General features: G+C 69.2%; 16 protein-coding genes. 7 read left to right on the top strand and 9 right to left on the bottom strand.

Annotated elements, in window-relative coordinates; translation table 11 throughout:
- Positions 1–836: 836 nt before the first annotated feature.
- Positions 837–1,760: a hypothetical protein gene (locus AC1Z4A_RS19385; RefSeq protein ID WP_483680481.1), complete on the top strand. Its 924-nt coding sequence runs from the start codon at positions 837–839 to the stop codon at positions 1,758–1,760.
- 178 nt (positions 1,761–1,938) lie between these two features.
- Here AC1Z4A_RS19385 and AC1Z4A_RS19380 read toward each other — a convergent pair whose 3' ends face one another.
- Positions 1,939–2,121: a DUF6255 family natural product biosynthesis protein gene (locus AC1Z4A_RS19380; protein ID WP_483680479.1), complete on the bottom strand. Its 183-nt coding sequence runs from the start codon at positions 2,119–2,121 to the stop codon at positions 1,939–1,941.
- A gap of 485 nt (positions 2,122–2,606) precedes the next feature.
- Between AC1Z4A_RS19380 and AC1Z4A_RS19375 the strand changes: the two genes are divergently transcribed.
- Together AC1Z4A_RS19375 and cyaB are read left to right on the top strand one after the other, a co-directional pair.
- Entirely contained in the window at positions 2,607–3,458 is an 852-nt protein-coding gene (locus tag AC1Z4A_RS19375) for a helix-turn-helix domain-containing protein (RefSeq protein WP_483680477.1), read from the top strand.
- 17 nt (positions 3,459–3,475) lie between these two features.
- Positions 3,476–4,051 carry a class IV adenylate cyclase gene (cyaB, locus tag AC1Z4A_RS19370; RefSeq protein WP_483680476.1) on the top strand — a complete coding sequence of 192 codons (576 nt, stop codon included), beginning with the start codon at positions 3,476–3,478 and terminating at the stop codon, positions 4,049–4,051.
- 252 nt (positions 4,052–4,303) lie between these two features.
- Here cyaB and AC1Z4A_RS19365 read toward each other — a convergent pair whose 3' ends face one another.
- Positions 4,304–4,438 (bottom strand): hypothetical protein, encoded by a 135-nt coding sequence (locus AC1Z4A_RS19365; RefSeq protein WP_483680474.1) that lies wholly within the window; start codon positions 4,436–4,438, stop codon positions 4,304–4,306.
- 362 nt (positions 4,439–4,800) lie between these two features.
- Here AC1Z4A_RS19365 and AC1Z4A_RS19360 point away from each other — a divergent pair, with 362 nt between their 5' ends.
- The 3 genes from AC1Z4A_RS19360 to AC1Z4A_RS19350 all read left to right on the top strand — a co-directional run bounded on the left by AC1Z4A_RS19360 (position 4,801) and on the right by AC1Z4A_RS19350 (position 5,811).
- Positions 4,801–5,004, top strand: coding sequence for a hypothetical protein (locus AC1Z4A_RS19360; RefSeq protein ID WP_483680472.1), 204 nt, complete (start codon positions 4,801–4,803; stop codon positions 5,002–5,004).
- A gap of 29 nt (positions 5,005–5,033) precedes the next feature.
- On the top strand, positions 5,034–5,213 hold the full coding sequence (locus AC1Z4A_RS19355) for a hypothetical protein (protein WP_483680471.1): 180 nt from the start codon (positions 5,034–5,036) through the stop codon (positions 5,211–5,213).
- 112 nt (positions 5,214–5,325) lie between these two features.
- Positions 5,326–5,811, top strand: coding sequence for a hypothetical protein (locus AC1Z4A_RS19350; protein ID WP_483680470.1), 486 nt, complete (start codon positions 5,326–5,328; stop codon positions 5,809–5,811).
- Between the two features lie 75 nt (positions 5,812–5,886).
- Here AC1Z4A_RS19350 and AC1Z4A_RS19345 read toward each other — a convergent pair whose 3' ends face one another.
- The 4 genes from AC1Z4A_RS19345 to AC1Z4A_RS19330 form a co-directional block, all read right to left on the bottom strand.
- A complete protein-coding gene (locus AC1Z4A_RS19345) occupies positions 5,887–6,876 on the bottom strand; it encodes a malate dehydrogenase (RefSeq protein WP_483680469.1) in 990 nt (329 codons plus the stop codon).
- Between the two features lie 153 nt (positions 6,877–7,029).
- Entirely contained in the window at positions 7,030–8,064 is a 1,035-nt protein-coding gene (locus AC1Z4A_RS19340) for a helix-turn-helix domain-containing protein (protein ID WP_483680468.1), read from the bottom strand.
- Positions 8,065–8,674: 610 nt separating this feature from the next.
- Entirely contained in the window at positions 8,675–9,517 is an 843-nt protein-coding gene (locus AC1Z4A_RS19335) for a helix-turn-helix domain-containing protein (protein ID WP_483680467.1), read from the bottom strand.
- Positions 9,514–10,263 (bottom strand): helix-turn-helix domain-containing protein, encoded by a 750-nt coding sequence (locus tag AC1Z4A_RS19330; protein ID WP_483680466.1) that lies wholly within the window; start codon positions 10,261–10,263, stop codon positions 9,514–9,516. Before AC1Z4A_RS19330 ends, AC1Z4A_RS19335 begins: the two co-directional genes overlap by 4 nt.
- A 325-nt stretch (positions 10,264–10,588) precedes the next feature.
- Between AC1Z4A_RS19330 and AC1Z4A_RS19325 the strand changes: the two genes are divergently transcribed.
- Complete coding sequence (locus AC1Z4A_RS19325; protein ID WP_483680465.1) at positions 10,589–11,029, top strand: hypothetical protein; 441 nt, start codon at positions 10,589–10,591, stop codon at positions 11,027–11,029.
- 109 nt (positions 11,030–11,138) lie between these two features.
- Here AC1Z4A_RS19325 and AC1Z4A_RS19320 read toward each other — a convergent pair whose 3' ends face one another.
- The 3 genes from AC1Z4A_RS19320 to AC1Z4A_RS19310 form a co-directional block, all read right to left on the bottom strand.
- The gene (locus AC1Z4A_RS19320; RefSeq protein WP_483680464.1) at positions 11,139–12,356 is read right to left on the bottom strand and encodes an NADP-dependent isocitrate dehydrogenase; all 1,218 of its coding nucleotides are present in this window, start codon (positions 12,354–12,356) and stop codon (positions 11,139–11,141) included.
- A 188-nt stretch (positions 12,357–12,544) separates the two neighbouring features.
- On the bottom strand, positions 12,545–13,126 hold the full coding sequence (locus tag AC1Z4A_RS19315; protein ID WP_483680463.1) for a DUF3017 domain-containing protein: 582 nt from the start codon (positions 13,124–13,126) through the stop codon (positions 12,545–12,547).
- A complete protein-coding gene (locus tag AC1Z4A_RS19310; protein WP_483683648.1) occupies positions 13,116–13,985 on the bottom strand; it encodes a bifunctional methylenetetrahydrofolate dehydrogenase/methenyltetrahydrofolate cyclohydrolase in 870 nt (289 codons plus the stop codon). The genes AC1Z4A_RS19315 and AC1Z4A_RS19310 overlap by 11 nt, the downstream gene beginning before the upstream one ends.
- Positions 13,986–14,100: the final 115 nt, after the last annotated feature.

Genomic DNA, 14,100 nt, shown 5'->3' with positions numbered 1-14,100 from the left:
TGTGGTGGAACGGAATGGCTCATTTCGATCCCCCGATCCGTCGAACTCGCTTTCGCTTTACACGAGTTGACGTTTATGTGGAAGTCTCCAGAGTAAGCCAAGAGGGGCTCTTGGGACCCCGCCGGTAACGGATTACTTGCCGCAGGCATGCAGCCGACCGCCGCGAAACCACCTCTTGACGCCAGGTTTCCGGGGCGGGAGGCGTGTTCGGGGCTCGCGCGGCAGGGGGCGATCGCGGGATGGGCGGGCCACGAAGATCGTCAACTTCCCGCGAGGGGCTGGGGGGAGGCGGGCAAGGAGGGTTCCCGGCCAGGGTGCATGGGGGGTGGTGGGGGTCGGTCACCCACCGGCACTACGGTTCCGGCTTTCGCCTGACGGCGCGGGGCGCGATGCCTTACGGTGGGGCACGCCGAGTAGTTGGCCGTTCGGGGCGTAATGGTCTTACGCCCCGCCGGTCAACCCTTGCCGGTCATCACCAGGGCCAGAGCAATCAGGGTCACCAGCAGCTCCACCAACGGTGCCGCTGCCTTCACCATGCGCCGGACTGGCTAACCGCCCCCGAGTTCCCTGACCGGGGCCCGTCGGGCGGCAGTCGATACCCTTGGACGACTCTCCCAACTGGGCACACTACGACTTCGCGATCCCCACGACACAGACCGCGACCCGGTGACCCGATGCACCCCCAAGCCTCTACAGGATGCACTCGGATTAGGGCAAGCGCACACTGGAGTGAGATGAGACCCGGAGTAGCGAAAGAGGTCTCCGTGAACCCCAAGGCCCACGATCCACTTTGGAAAGCTCGCTGGCGCGTCAGCTGTCTGACCAGGGTCAGTTGGATGATGGACGCTGCCGAGGCGGCCGCCGTCGAGCGAGGGTGCAAATTCGACGAGACCGCTGGGACGTATGCGCACGGCCCTCGGGAAGTGCTACTTCTTTACCATGGTGTAATCGATTACGCGGAAAAGGTGATGGCGGCCACGAAGAGCAAGGGGCCACCATGGCGCTACCCCGGATATGCGGATCTAGCTATAAGTCACATGCACCTAGCCGATACCCTGCTGGTTCGCGTTCTCCCAAGTCGACGCCTTTGGGGGGAATTGCCAAGGATACGTAGCGTGGTCCACGACTACCTTCCACCCGAAGACCCACGCCGCAGGTGGCTGGAGAGCCAAGACGGACCCATTGCGGACCTACAGGTCGCCTACCTTCAACGTGACCGACTCGTAAGCGCATTGCGTGGAGCATACGTAGCGCACGGCCTCCGGAGGGGCCGAATCCGAACATTCAATAACGTCTTGCTGGTCTCGGCAGCGACACTGCTGCTCTTGGCCGTCTCACTGGGAATATCCAGCTTGTTCAGCCCAGCCGACCTCACTTGCCTAAGTAAAACACTATGCCCCTTGGGTAATAAGAGTAACAGCGGTGATGTTCTCGTTGTGGAATTCCTCGGCGCAGTAGGGGCCTCAGTGGCATCCGTGGTCGCCCTCTCGCGGATGCAGCGAATCGAGGACCCCTATGTTGTTCACGTCGCACAAGCAGTACTGAAGATACCTCTCGGAAGCCTGACAGCTATCCTCGGGCTCCTCCTGCTGTACTCCTCGCAACTTATCCCCATTACCGCCACATGGCAGATCCTGGCCTATGCAGTAGTTTTCGGATACTCGCAAGAGTTGTTCACGAGGTTGATCGACAAGAAAGGTGACGAATTGCAAAGGGCAGCTACACCAGTAGTTATGCGATCGCCATCGTCTGACGAATAATCGGACCACCTTCCGCTATCGGCCCGGAAGTATGACCCGACCCTGTGGGTATGGGCCATGCTCGAAACCGTCGCCTTCTCCGGACAACCGCCCACCGTCCTCGTGGACGCGTAGGTCGAAGCCCAGGAATGGGTCTGTGTGGTCACAACGCGACCGGAACGCCGCTTCCCTCTCAGCCTCAGTCATCGGCAGTCCGGGCTGCGGACTTGTAAGGGCGAAGTGCTGCGCAAGGTAGCCCCGGAGGCCGGAGTGCACCGTACTCCGTGAAGCGGCGGACGCCGCACTGGTCACAGCTGGATACACCCTTGTTGTGAGTCCAGCCCGAGAGGTGCTGGCAGTTGCTTGCGAGGAGGCGGTTCACCACGAGCCTCCGCCGACCGGCAAGTGGGCCTGGCGGAAGTGGTCCCGCACCGCGATCGTCGCTGCCACCGCCCGCGTCCTGTCGCCCGCGTCTACGGCTGTCCGCTGTGCCGTCTCCAGATCGAGGCACTCAGCGCAATCGACCGGTCGCGCCGACAGGCCAACAGGAAGACTGGCCGCCTCGCGTTCGGCTCGGGTCGCCAGCCTCAGTACGCTCGCAGGAACGTCCCACTGCGCACCTCCGCCGGGCTCCTTCACCTGCACACGCACATCGGTACTACCAACCACCTGCGCGAGCCTGTTCTCCCGGATATCGACAACGTATGCGCCCACCCTGTACGTCATCGCTGTGTCATTCCCCTTCGCATAGCGGGTCGTTCGTTCACGCCCACAGGATCGGGTGATCCGGCCCCTCCGCCCCATACCCGACCGGTAATCTCACCGTGGGATGACTTCCCATCCCGCCTGCGGATGGCAGGGGCTGCTATGTCGACAGTGCTGATGCCCGTCGAACTGCCCACCTGGGCCTGGGAACGAGCGGAGGTGCGTCAAGCCCTGCGCTCGCGGGACATCGGTGCAGTGTTTCGCCACGCACAGCAGTACACCGGCGCAAGTCAGTCCCGCATCGCAACAGCGATCGGCATGACGCAAGCCCGCGTCAACGAGATCATCAACGGACGCCGTGAGGTTTCGCGGCTCGACGTGTACGAACGGATCGCGGACGGCCTGTCCATGCCGGACGATGCCCGGCACCTCCTCGGCCTGGCCGCGAGTCGTGAGAAGCGCCATGGAGACGCCGCCTTCGACCTTGCCGCATTCCCCGAAGTCGTGCGCGTGTACGCAGCACAGCACTCGGCTGCCGGAGAGATACAGCAGCAGGCTCGCGAGGCCGCGGAGTTGGACGTACTCGCCGTGCGCGGCCTCGGCTTGATCGGGTTGAACGACTCTCTTCTTCGGGCTTGTCTGTCGCGTGAAGAACGCGGCATACGCTTGCGTGTGCGAGTGCTGCTGCTCGCCCCGGACTCGGATGCCCTCAGACAGCGGGCCACGGAGATCGGGGAGTCTCCCGAGTCGCTTGCGAGTGGGGTGCGCCTGGCGGAAGCACGGCTGCGGGACCTCGCCGGCAGCTGTGACATCCAGGTGTACCGGTATTGCTCGCTCCCCATCTGGCGGCTCGTCCGTACGGACTCCACCATGTTCGTCAGCGCCTTCGATGCCGGTTGGGAAGGGCATGAGTCGGCGACGTACAAGGTCATGGAGACATCGCACGGGCCCCTGTTCAGAGGATTCAGGAGAATGTTCGAGGACATCGTCGACAGCGCCGAGCGCACGGTCTGAGCGGAAAGAGGACTCCCGTGATCGAAGCCGAGCTGAAGGCCCGGGTCCACTCGCCACAGGCAGTCATGAGGCAACTCGACGCACACGCCACAGCCCGCGTCGAGGTGTATCAGGACACGTATTACGACCGGCCCGATGGCGCCCTTGAGAAGGCCGACCAAGAGCTGCGCGTGCGTACTGTGCACAGTCCGGACGAGACACGGACAATGCTCACCTTCAAGGACACCGCGATTGATGAAGGTTCCGGTTCCAAGCCCGAGTACGAGACCGGCGTGGCGGACTCCGAGTCGATGCACGCGATCCTGTGCGGGCTCGGCTACGTGCCCGTCATCACCTTCCAGAAGCGATGCCGCAACTACGAGTTCGAGGTGCATGGCTGGAAGATGCTGGCGACGCTCGTGCGGGTGCCCGAGATCGATGGGACGTTTCTGGAACTCGAGACGCTGGTCGCCGAGGAGTCGGAGGTCACTGCGGCCCTCGACGAGCTGCGCGCGGTGCTCACCGAGCTGGGCATCGGTCCGGAGGACCTGACACGGGAGCTGTACACCGAGGCCGTGGCCGTCGGCAGGGATGCCAACCGGAATCCCGCGTAGGCCGGGTCCCGGGCCCTAGGGAGCAGAGGCAATGGGGATCACCCGCCGGCACCACGAATCCGGCTGTCGCCTGGCGGGCGCGGGACACTATGCCTTACGGTAAGTCATCGTGCAGGGGGTTGCCCTGCCGCTCTCGTTGCAGTCGCTTGGTCGGTTGGAACGAGAAAACCCGCCGCGGGGAGGCTGGATCCCCACGACGGGCGTACCGACTGGTTGGGCCGTTCGGGGCGTACTGGTTATACGCCCCGCCGGTCAACCCTTACCGGTCATCACCAGGGCCAGAGCAATGAGGGCCACCAGCAGCTCCACCAACGGTGTCGCCGCCTTCGCCATGCTCCGCACCCGGTCCCAGTCGACCGGCTTCTTCGGCTTCCCGTGTCGGGCCATCTATGCGCCTCTCCTCAGACCAAGGACTCACCAATCGGCGAGACCCCATAAGGGCCCTCGGACACGGCATCGAAATCAGCCGCCCCCGAGACCCCTGGCTGGGGCCCCGGCGGTGGCGAGCTGACCCAAGGTCAGCGCTGGCGCAACACAGTGAGGCAGACTCTACCGACTCGTTCCCCGCGCGCGTAGGGAAATGGCGTCAACTCTGCGGACTCACAAGGGGTATGCCTCAGCACGTCGGCGATCTCCGCAGCTGAAGGAGGGGATGTACGCCAGCACCTCTGAATGATGGTCAACCCCAAGGGGCCAACAGCAGCCCTTCCCCCGTAAATTGAACGCGTTCATCAGGGGAGGGGCCGTTCATGGAGAACACGCTGGAAGCCGAGCCACGAGTCCACTGGCTGCAGCTGTGGATCGCTGCCGGTGCGGCGCTGACTGCGGTGCTTGTGTTCCTCTATACGCTGATCTACAGCTATCTGGGCGGACTCTTCGTCGCACCCACCATGGCCGTCGCGGTACCGCTGTTTCTTACGCAAAGCCGCAGGCGTTTGCCCGAGCTTGTCTGATCACCGGGCTGGCACTCGTCGTCTGTTCCATGCTGGGCGTCCTGCTGGGCATGTTTCTCTTTCTGCCCTCGGCACTGCTCCTGCTGCTGGCCCCTGGCGCGGATCCGCGCAGGCGTCCGGCCGTCGCGTTGATGCTCAGCTTGGTTGGCGGGCTGGTGCTGGCGGGAGTCATCGCCGGCACCGCGTGGTGGTGCTGGCACTTCTCTTAGGGCAAGGGACACCGACCGCCGTGCCGTCTGGGCTGGGTCCCGGGCCCCCCTCCACGATCCTCCCCGCACAATGGGCCGTACGGCGCAGTGCCGCAGCGGGGGAAGGTTTCACATGCAGAGTACGAACGGCGAGGCTGCCCTCGTCATAGCTGTCGTGGTCGTCGGGCTCGTCGTGCGGCGGCAGTTGCGGACGCGGCCGGTGCGGCCTGTCGGGTCGTTGGTCTGGCCCTTGGTGCTGGGGGTGCTGGGCGTTGCCGGGATTGCCTTTGGCGTTGCCTCCGTCGTCAAAGAGCGGGCCTTGAGCGTGTCGGCCGTCGTGCTGCTCGTCGTGAGTCTGGGTGTCGCCGCCGGGTTCGGTGTGGTCCGGGCGCGGACCGTGCGGGTCTGGCGTGGGGAGCAGGGGGAAGTGCTGCGGAAGGGGTCCGCCGCCACCACCGGGCTGTGGCTCGTCTCGGCCGCCGCGCACTTCGCGCTCGGGGTGTGGATCGATCATGCGGCCGGGGTCGGGGTGCTGGGGGCCGCGTCGCTTTATGCGTACCTTGCCATCGGGCTGGGGGCGCAGAATCTGCTCGTGCGGGCGCGGGCTCTCGCGCTGTGAAACAGGTGTGAGCAGGTGTGAACATGCGGGTGCCCCCGGCAGCCATCCCATGGCTGCCGGGGGCACCCGTATACGTCAGATCAGGCCGAGCGCGCGGACCGCCTCGCGCTCCTCCTCCAGCTCCTTCACCGAGGTGTCGATGCGGGCGCGGGAGAAGTCGTTGATCTCCAGGCCCTGGACGATCTCGTACTTGCCGTCCTTGCAGACGACCGGGAAGGAGGAGATGAGGCCCTCCGGGACGCCGTAGGAGCCGTCCGAGGGGATGCCCATGGAGGTCCAGTCGCCCTCGGCGGTGCCGTTGACCCAGGTGTGGACGTGGTCGATGGCGGCGTTGGCGGCCGAGGCGGCCGAGGAGGCGCCGCGGGCCTCGATGATGGCGGCGCCGCGCTTGGCGACGGTCGGGATGAAGTCCTCGGCCAGCCACTGCTCGTCGTTGACGATCTCGGCGGCGTTCTTGCCCGCGACCTCGGCGTGGAAGATGTCCGGGTACTGCGTGGCGGAGTGGTTGCCCCAGATCGTCAGCTTGCGGATCTCGGAGACCGGGGTGCCGGTCTTCTTGGCCAGCTGGGAGATCGCGCGGTTGTGGTCCAGGCGGGTCATCGCGGTGAAGCGCTCGGCCGGGACGTCCGGCGCGGCGGCCTGGGCGATCAGGGCGTTGGTGTTGGCCGGGTTGCCGACGACCAGGACGCGGATGTCGTCCGCGGCGTGGGCGTTGATGGCCTGGCCCTGCGGCTTGAAGATGCCGCCGTTGGCCTCGAGGAGGTCGCCGCGCTCCATGCCCTTGGTGCGGGGGCGGGCGCCGACCAGCAGGGCGACGTTGGCACCGTCGAAGGCCACGTTCGGGTCGTCGGTGATCTCGATGCCGCGCAGCAGCGGGAACGCGCAGTCGTCCAGCTCCATGGCCGTGCCCTCGGCGGCCTTCAGGCCCTGCGGGATCTCCAGGAGGCGCAGCTTCACCGGCACGTCCGCGCCGAGGAGGTGACCGGAGGCGATGCGGAAGAGCAGCGCGTAGCCGATCTGGCCGGCCGCGCCGGTGACGGTGACATTGACGGGAGTGCGGGTCATGGCGGTCTCCTGCTGCGAGCTGGCGGTGGGTGTCCCTGCCCAAGGTGTGCGGATCTCTCTCGGTGTCAAGAGATCCGGCGTCAGGCTATCCGACCTCGCCCCCGCTGTACTGCCGACCCGGTGTGGGACGCCTCACCGTGCCCACGACCGGGGTCAGCCGGTCGGCCCCGCCTCCGCCGCGGCCGCCGACTCCGGCGGTCCCGACGACGCCGGGCGCGGCACCGTGCAGCCCTTGCGGCCCGAGGTCAGGGAGGCGCAGGCCGAGGCCTTGCCCGAGTCGGTGACGGCGATCATGCGCGTGTGCCCGTCGGTGCCCCGGTCGACCTTGCCGCTCTCCGTGCGGGCCCCGCCGCCCGTACCGCTTATGCGCAAGGTGTCCCCGGGGGCGGCCTGGGTGATGCGGGCCCAGGCGGCGCCGCACGCCTTGCTGTAGCGGACCTCCAGATACGACGTGCCGACCGTCGCGGAGCCCGCCGTCGTCGCGAGCTTGCCGCCGCAGCCCATGGTCTCCGGGTCCTTGCCGGCGCAGTCGTTCCCGGTGCACTTCACCCCTTCGGGCAGCCCCGCGGGCGTCCCGGGCGCGGTGCTCGCGCTGGGCGTGGCGACGGCCCCGCCCGCGATCTTGCCGTCGTCCTTGTCCGTGCCCAGCAGCAGCACGGCCGCGACGGCGACGAAGAGGGCTCCCACGGCGCCGACGGTGAACAGGACGGTGTTCCGGCGAGGGCGGCGCGGGCCGCGGTCCGTCCGGTCCCGGCCCCGGTCCGGTTGCACGGGGATGGCCCTGTCCCGTACGTCGGGCGACTCCGTGGGCTCGGGGAAGCCCGTCTCCACCGGGGGGCGGCCCTCCGCGCGCAGGGCCGTGCGCACCTTCGCCTTGTCGCTCTCTTTGCCGCTCTCCTCCGCCGGCGGGCCGAACTCGCCCAGCGCCGCCCTGGCCTCGGCGACGCGGATCGCCTCCATGGTCACGTCGTGCCGCAGCTCGGAGCGGCTCCACGCGCGCTCGGCCAGCTCCCACAGCGTGCCGAGGTGGCCGACGTCCGTGCCCGTCACCTCGGCCAGCGCCTCCGCCGCCCCCCGCGGCGGCAGCAGACGGCCGTTGAGATATCGCTCCCACGAAGTCTTGCTGTAACCGGTACGGTCCGCCACCGCACCGATGCCGAGCCCGCTGCGTTCGACAAGTCTGCGCAATTGTTCGGCGAACTCTCGTACCTGTGGATCGAGTTCCTCCGGTAGCGCCCTCCAACGAGGCATTGCCCTCCCCTGTCCCCCGGTACGTACGGTGGTCTTCCCCGTGTCGCTGCGCTTCCCCCTCCACAGCCTCGCTTTCGGCTACCCATGGGGATGCCCGAAACCAGCATGTCAGTTCCCAATGGGGCGGCGCATGGTGGCACTTGAGGTTGATCAAGCTGTTCGAGCCCGTGAGGCGCACGCCCCCGGCTCGCGCCGGCCACGCGTCCGCGGCGCTCGGCCCGTCACCGTCCGGTGACACACCTGGGGGCTTCCTGATGCCGGATGGGGACCCGGTACCGGAACGGTCACTTCCGTGCCACAGGGGCCCGGCCGACCTTGATCCGGAATCTCCCGGTCATGATCATCAACGGGAGTGAGCGGCAGCCCGTCCTCCCACGGGGGTGGAGGACGGGCCGCCGGCTCTCCTCCACCCGGCTTCTACCCAGATGCCGCCCGGCGCACTCGGCACACACGGCAAAGACATATGCCGCTTTATCCGCTTGCAGCTGTCCGCATGGGTCCACCGCGTCCTCTTCGTCTACTGCGTCTGCTGCTTCGTCTACTGCGTCTACTGCGCGAAGCACTCGGGGTCGCCCCCGGCAGCGCGCCGCACACAGACCCGCGCCTTGCCGGGATCCCTCGTTGCCGTCATCGCAGTCGACAGATAGACCTCCGTGTCCCGCTGGCTCGCGGCCCTGATCTCCTTGGCGTCCGTCCCCGGCAGGGACAGCTCGACCCGGTCGCCCAGGCGGAGGCTCATGGCCCGCACCCATACGGCGCCGCACTGCTCGCTGTAGCGGATCTCCACCCGCTGCCCGCCCGACGCCCGGCGCGTCAGCAGCGTGACCAGCTGGCCCTGCACCCCGCAGCCCATCTGGGCGGGGTCCGCCCCCTCGCACTCCTCGCCCTTGCAGCCCGGCTCGTACGACTGCGGATACGGGGAGGAGGCCGTCCCGGCGCCGCCGGGCCCGTGTTCGCCGGACGCCTGTCTGCCCGCCGTCAGGAACAGCGGCACGACGAGGGCCGCCACCGCGACCGCGGCGCCGGACAGGACGAACGCCCGCCAGGAGCGGTGGGGTGGCCCCGAAGGGCCGGACGGCTGCGCCGACCCGCAGTCCGCCGCCGGGTCCTCGCCCGCCCGGGCCGGCGCGCCCGCCCGGCCGCTCCACGCCTGTTCCGCCAGCTCCCACAGCGCCAGCAGCCGCCCCGGCGGCTCGCCCGCCAGCCGGCACAGCGCCTCGACCGCGTCCCGGGGCGGCAGCTTCTTCCCGTTGAGATAACGCTCCCAGGAGGACTTGCTGTACGGAGTGCGGGCGCCGAGCGCCGCCAGGCTCAGGCCCGTCCGTTCCCTCAGTCCGCGCAGCCCGGCGGCCAGCCGGGCGCACTCCGCCGGAAGGACGCCGCCGCTCACCGCCGCAGCTCCCCCCAGGTGTCCGGCCCGACGATGCCGTCGACGACCAGGCCGCGGGCCTTCTGGAACGCCATGGCGGCGTTCTTGGACCGCTCGCCGTAGGAGCCGTCGGGGAGCCCGGGGTCGAAGCCGTGGAACTTCAGCAGGCACTGCGCCTCGAGGACCTCCCAGCCCGTGCTCTGGAGGTCCATCAGCTGGGTACGGGTCGTGCTGTACCCGGCACGCAGCTCGCCGTCCTTGCGCTGCACGTCGCAGGGGTGCGCCCGGCCCTGTACGAACACGAACGGGGCCGGAGCACCCCCGCCCGCCGCACCGCTCCCCGCCTTCGTGCCGTCGTCCTGCCAGGGGCGGGCGACCAGCAGCCCGACGGCCAGGGCCGCGGCCAGCACTGCCACCGCCCCGGCGAGCACCCACGGCCGCCGCCACACGGCCCGCCGCGACACCTCCCCGGGCGGCGCCGCCGCCCCACCCTCCGGCATCGCCGCCCACGCCTCCTCCGCGACCTCGTGCAGCACCAGCAGCCGGACGGGCTCCGCGCCGCACACCCGCGCCAGTTCCTCGACGGCCCCGCGGGGCGGCAGCTGCTTGCCGTTGAGGTAACGCTCCCAGGAGGAGCGGCTGTAGGAGGTCTTGGCCGCCAGGGCGGCCAGGCTGAGCCCGCTGCGGTCCTTGAGTCTTCTGAGCGGGACGACCAGCTGGCACACCCGCTGATCCAGTGCAGCGGGTAATTCCTTCCAACGCGACATGTTCCACCCCATACGCGTCAAGGTCCCCCGAGGCGGGGAGCCGCCTCCTGTTCCGCACATGATGGCGACGCCCGGGCACGGATTCCCACAGGCGCGCAAGGGGGCCTCGACTTCCGGCCACCGCCGCCGTCGCTCCGCCGTCCCGGCGCGGTGCCGTGGGACCCGGCGTCCCCGCAGGTCAGCCCGTGGGACGTCCCGCGTCGTCCCAACTTCCGCTGCTCGCCTGGCAGTTGCGGAAGTGGCGCATCAGAGTCATCCCTGCAAGCCGGGCGGCGCGGTCCACCCCGCGCCGCCCGTCCAGGACAACGGGGAGGATCCCGAACCAATGAACGCTCGCAGGAACATCGCCGTCGCGGCGGCCACCGCCCTCCTGGGCGGCGGGCTCGCGCTGGCGGCCCCGGCGGCCGACGCCGCCCCGGCGCAGGCGGCCGGCACCTCGGCCCAGGTCCAGGTCCAGGAGCGCTGGCAGAACCTGTGGAATGCCGACATCTCCGCCGACTACCTCAGGACACACGACAAGAAGTGGGTATCCGGGGTCAGCACCGCACCCAACGGAGCGAACATGGCACGCGGCGTCTTCACCTGCTACGGCGGCGGCCGGGCGAGCCTGACGGTCAGGACCACGGCGGGCAAGTCGAACACCAAGACCTCCAACTGCGACGGCGTGAAGCACTACTCAACCGTGGCCGCCAGGGGCGGCGAGGGCTTCAACCTCATCCTCAAGGGATCGAAGCAGACCCATGTCGAGGCCTGGGTCGGCGGCTGAGCGACCGGCCGGCCCTGACTGCCGCCCGCGGTGCGCGACCTGCCGCGGGCGGTGACGGCGGCCCGTCCTCTTTCGGGGGAGAGGACGGGCCGCCGTTCGGAGGCTATGCCTACGCCGCCATCCGCTGCCGCAGCCTGCTGTCCAGCGCGTCCAGGAACTGCTCCGTGGTCAGCCACGGGGTGTCCGGCGAGATCAGAACCGCCAGGTCCTTGGTCATCTGGCCGCCCTCCACCGTGTCGATGCAGACCCGCTCCAGCGTCTCCGCGAACCCGGCGACCTCGGGCGTGCCGTCCAGCCTGCCGCGGTGGGCCAGGGCGCGGGTCCAGGCGAAGACCGAGGCGATGGGGTTGGTCGAGGTCGCCTTGCCCTGCTGGTGGCGGCGGTAGTGGCGGGTGACCGTGCCGTGCGCGGCCTCGGCCTCGATCGTGCGGCCGTCGGGGGACATGAGGACCGAGGTCATCAGGCCGAGCGAGCCGAAGCCCTGCGCCACGATGTCGGACTGCACGTCGCCGTCGTAGTTCTTGCAGGCCCAGACGTAGCCGCCCGGCCACTTCAGCGCCGCGGCGACCATGTCGTCGATCAGCCGGTGCTCGTAGGTCAGGCCCCTGGCGTCGAAGTCCGGCTTGAACTCGGCGTCGAAGACCTCCTGGAAGATGTCCTTGAAGCGACCGTCGTACTTCTTCAGGATCGTGTTCTTCGTGGACATGTAGACCGGGTAGCCGCGGTCCAGGCCGTAGCGGAACGAGGCGCGCGCGAAGTCGCGGATCGACTCGTCCAGGTTGTACATCGACAGCGCGACCCCGGCCCCCGGGAACTCGAAGACCTCCAGCTCGACCGGCTCGGAGCCGTCCTTCGGGGTGAAGGTCATGGTGAGGGTGCCCGCGCCCGGCACCTTCAGGTCGGTCGCGCGGTACTGGTCGCCGAAGGCGTGGCGGCCGACGACGATGGGCTTGGTCCAGCCCGGGACGAGGCGCGGCACATTGCTCATGATGATCGGCTCGCGGAAGATCACGCCGCCGAGGATGTTGCGGATGGTGCCGTTGGGCGAGCGGTACATCGCCTTGAGCTTGAACTCCTCGACCCGCGCCTCGTCCGGCGTGATCGTCGCGCACTTCACCCCGACGCCGTGCTCCTTGATGGCGTGGGCGGCGTCGACCGTCACCTGGTCGCTGGTGGCGTCGCGGTTCTCGATGCCCAGGTCGAAGTAGTTCAGCTCGACGTCGAGGTACGGCAGGATCAGCCGGTCCCTGACGGACTGCCAGATGATGCGGGCCATCTCGTCGCCGTCCAGCTCGACGACGGGGTTCGCAACCTTGATCTTGGTCATGAGCCGGAACGTCCCATCTCACGCAGCTAGGGGTCTCCCCGCCGGATGGCGCGGCGCCCCTCCCCCGCCACCGGGAGCGGACCCCGGGAGCGGACCCCGGGGACGGATCCCGGGGGACGGGTCCCGGGGACGGATCCCGGCGGCGGGGAGGGAATGCCTCGTCGTCCTCGCCCTCAAGGTACTCGACGTCACTGCACGGTGAAGTGCAGCACGTCGTCCAGGAAGGGGAGCTTCAGCCACGCGTGCGGCTGGGCCATCAGGGCCAGCAGGAAGATCGCCGCGCCCAGGCCGCCGTACGTGAAGATGTCCGTGAACCGCGAGCGCACGGCCAGCATGCCCACGGACGGCAGCATCCAGCGCAGCACCGCGCCACCGATCAGGGCCAGCCCGATGACGATCGTGCCCACCCGGAAGGCGTCGAAGGCGACGATCAGCAGGCCCAGGCCCGTGGCCCCGAGCACCGCCAGCAGGGGCCACTGGCGCGCGGGCGCCGGGGCGCCGCCGGGGGCCGCCCGGCCACCGCCCTCGGGGCGCGCGGTGTCCCGGGTGAGCTGGAAGCGGCGCGACTTGCCGGCGCCGGGGGGCGAGGGCTTGCCGGTTTCGTCGGCGGGCTTGGGCTCGTGGGCGGCCTTGGGCTCGCCGGCAGCCTCGGGCTCACCGGCCCCCTTGAGTTCGCCGGATCCCTTGGGCTCCTCGGCTCCCTCGGCTCCCTTGGGTCCCTCGGACCCGTTGGCCCCCGCCGCCCCCGGCTTGCCCGACTCAGCCCGCATTGCCGATTCCGGCGGCGCGCTCGGCGGCCTCCACCACGTTGACCAGCAGCAGCGCACGGGTCATCGGACCCACGCCGCCCGGGTTCGGGCTGATCCAGCCGGCGACCTCGCGCACGCCCGGGTGCACATCGCCGACGATCTTGCCGTTCTCGTCCCGGCTGACGCCCACGTCGAGGACGGCCGCGCCCGGCTTGACGTCCTCGGGCTTGATCAGGTGCGGCACGCCCGCCGCGGCCACGATGATGTCGGCCCGCTTCAGGTGCGCCGCCAGGTCCCGGGTGCCGGTGTGGCACTGGGTGACGGTGGCGTTCTCGGAGCGGCGGGTCAGCAGCAGCGGCATCGGGCGGCCGATGGTCACGCCGCGGCCCACGACGACCACCTCGGCGCCGTTGATCTCGACGCCGTGGCGCCGCAGCAGGGTGATGATGCCGTTCGGGGTGCACGGCAGCGGGGCGGGCTCGTTGAGGACCAGCCGACCGAGGTTCGTCGGGTGCAGCCCGTCCGCGTCCTTCTCCGGGTCCATCAGGCCCAGCACACGGTTCTCGTCGATGCCCCGGGGCAGCGGCAGCTGGACGATGTAGCCCGTGCACTCCGGGTCCTCGTTCAGCTCGCGGACGACCGCCTCGATCTCCTCCTGGGTGGCGGTGGCGGGCAGCTCCCGCTGGATGGAGGCGATGCCGACCTCGGCGCAGTCGCGGTGCTTGCCCGCGACGTACTTCTGGCTGCCCGGGTCGTCGCCGACCAGGATCGTTCCCAGACCCGGCGTGACGCCCCGGGCCTTCAGCGCCTCCACACGGGAGGTCAGTTCGGACTTGATCGCGGCCGCGGTGGCCTTGCCATCGAGAATCTGGGCGGTCATGTTGTCCATCCTCGCGGATGCGGTGGCCATGGTTCCAATCCTTGCGGTCCGGCGGGCGCCGCAGGACGCCGGGCGGCGTCCTGCGGCGTCCTGCGGCGCGTTCAGCGTCCTGCGA

This window comes from Streptomyces sp. 17_S59, assembly GCF_056930295.1.
This window is presented reverse-complemented; position numbering and strand designations above follow the sequence as displayed.

Excerpts from the sequence above, each read along its gene's own strand:
- AC1Z4A_RS19325 (WP_483680465.1), top strand. The coding sequence starts at position 10,589 with ATGAACGCTCGCAGGAACATCGCCGTCGCGGCGGCCACCGCCCTCCTG.
- AC1Z4A_RS19310 (WP_483683648.1), bottom strand. The coding sequence starts at position 13,985 with ATGACCGCCCAGATTCTCGATGGCAAGGCCACCGCGGCCGCGATCAAG.
- AC1Z4A_RS19385 (WP_483680481.1), top strand. The coding sequence starts at position 837 with ATGATGGACGCTGCCGAGGCGGCCGCCGTCGAGCGAGGGTGCAAATTC.
- AC1Z4A_RS19345 (WP_483680469.1), bottom strand. The coding sequence starts at position 6,876 with ATGACCCGCACTCCCGTCAATGTCACCGTCACCGGCGCGGCCGGCCAG.
- AC1Z4A_RS19365 (WP_483680474.1), bottom strand. The coding sequence starts at position 4,438 with ATGGCCCGACACGGGAAGCCGAAGAAGCCGGTCGACTGGGACCGGGTG.
- AC1Z4A_RS19355 (WP_483680471.1), top strand. The coding sequence starts at position 5,034 with ATGCTGGGCGTCCTGCTGGGCATGTTTCTCTTTCTGCCCTCGGCACTG.
- AC1Z4A_RS19360 (WP_483680472.1), top strand. The coding sequence starts at position 4,801 with ATGGAGAACACGCTGGAAGCCGAGCCACGAGTCCACTGGCTGCAGCTG.
- AC1Z4A_RS19320 (WP_483680464.1), bottom strand. The coding sequence starts at position 12,356 with ATGACCAAGATCAAGGTTGCGAACCCCGTCGTCGAGCTGGACGGCGAC.
- AC1Z4A_RS19315 (WP_483680463.1), bottom strand. The coding sequence starts at position 13,126 with ATGCGGGCTGAGTCGGGCAAGCCGGGGGCGGCGGGGGCCAACGGGTCC.
- AC1Z4A_RS19330 (WP_483680466.1), bottom strand. The coding sequence starts at position 10,263 with ATGTCGCGTTGGAAGGAATTACCCGCTGCACTGGATCAGCGGGTGTGC.
- AC1Z4A_RS19350 (WP_483680470.1), top strand. The coding sequence starts at position 5,326 with ATGCAGAGTACGAACGGCGAGGCTGCCCTCGTCATAGCTGTCGTGGTC.
- AC1Z4A_RS19375 (WP_483680477.1), top strand. The coding sequence starts at position 2,607 with ATGTCGACAGTGCTGATGCCCGTCGAACTGCCCACCTGGGCCTGGGAA.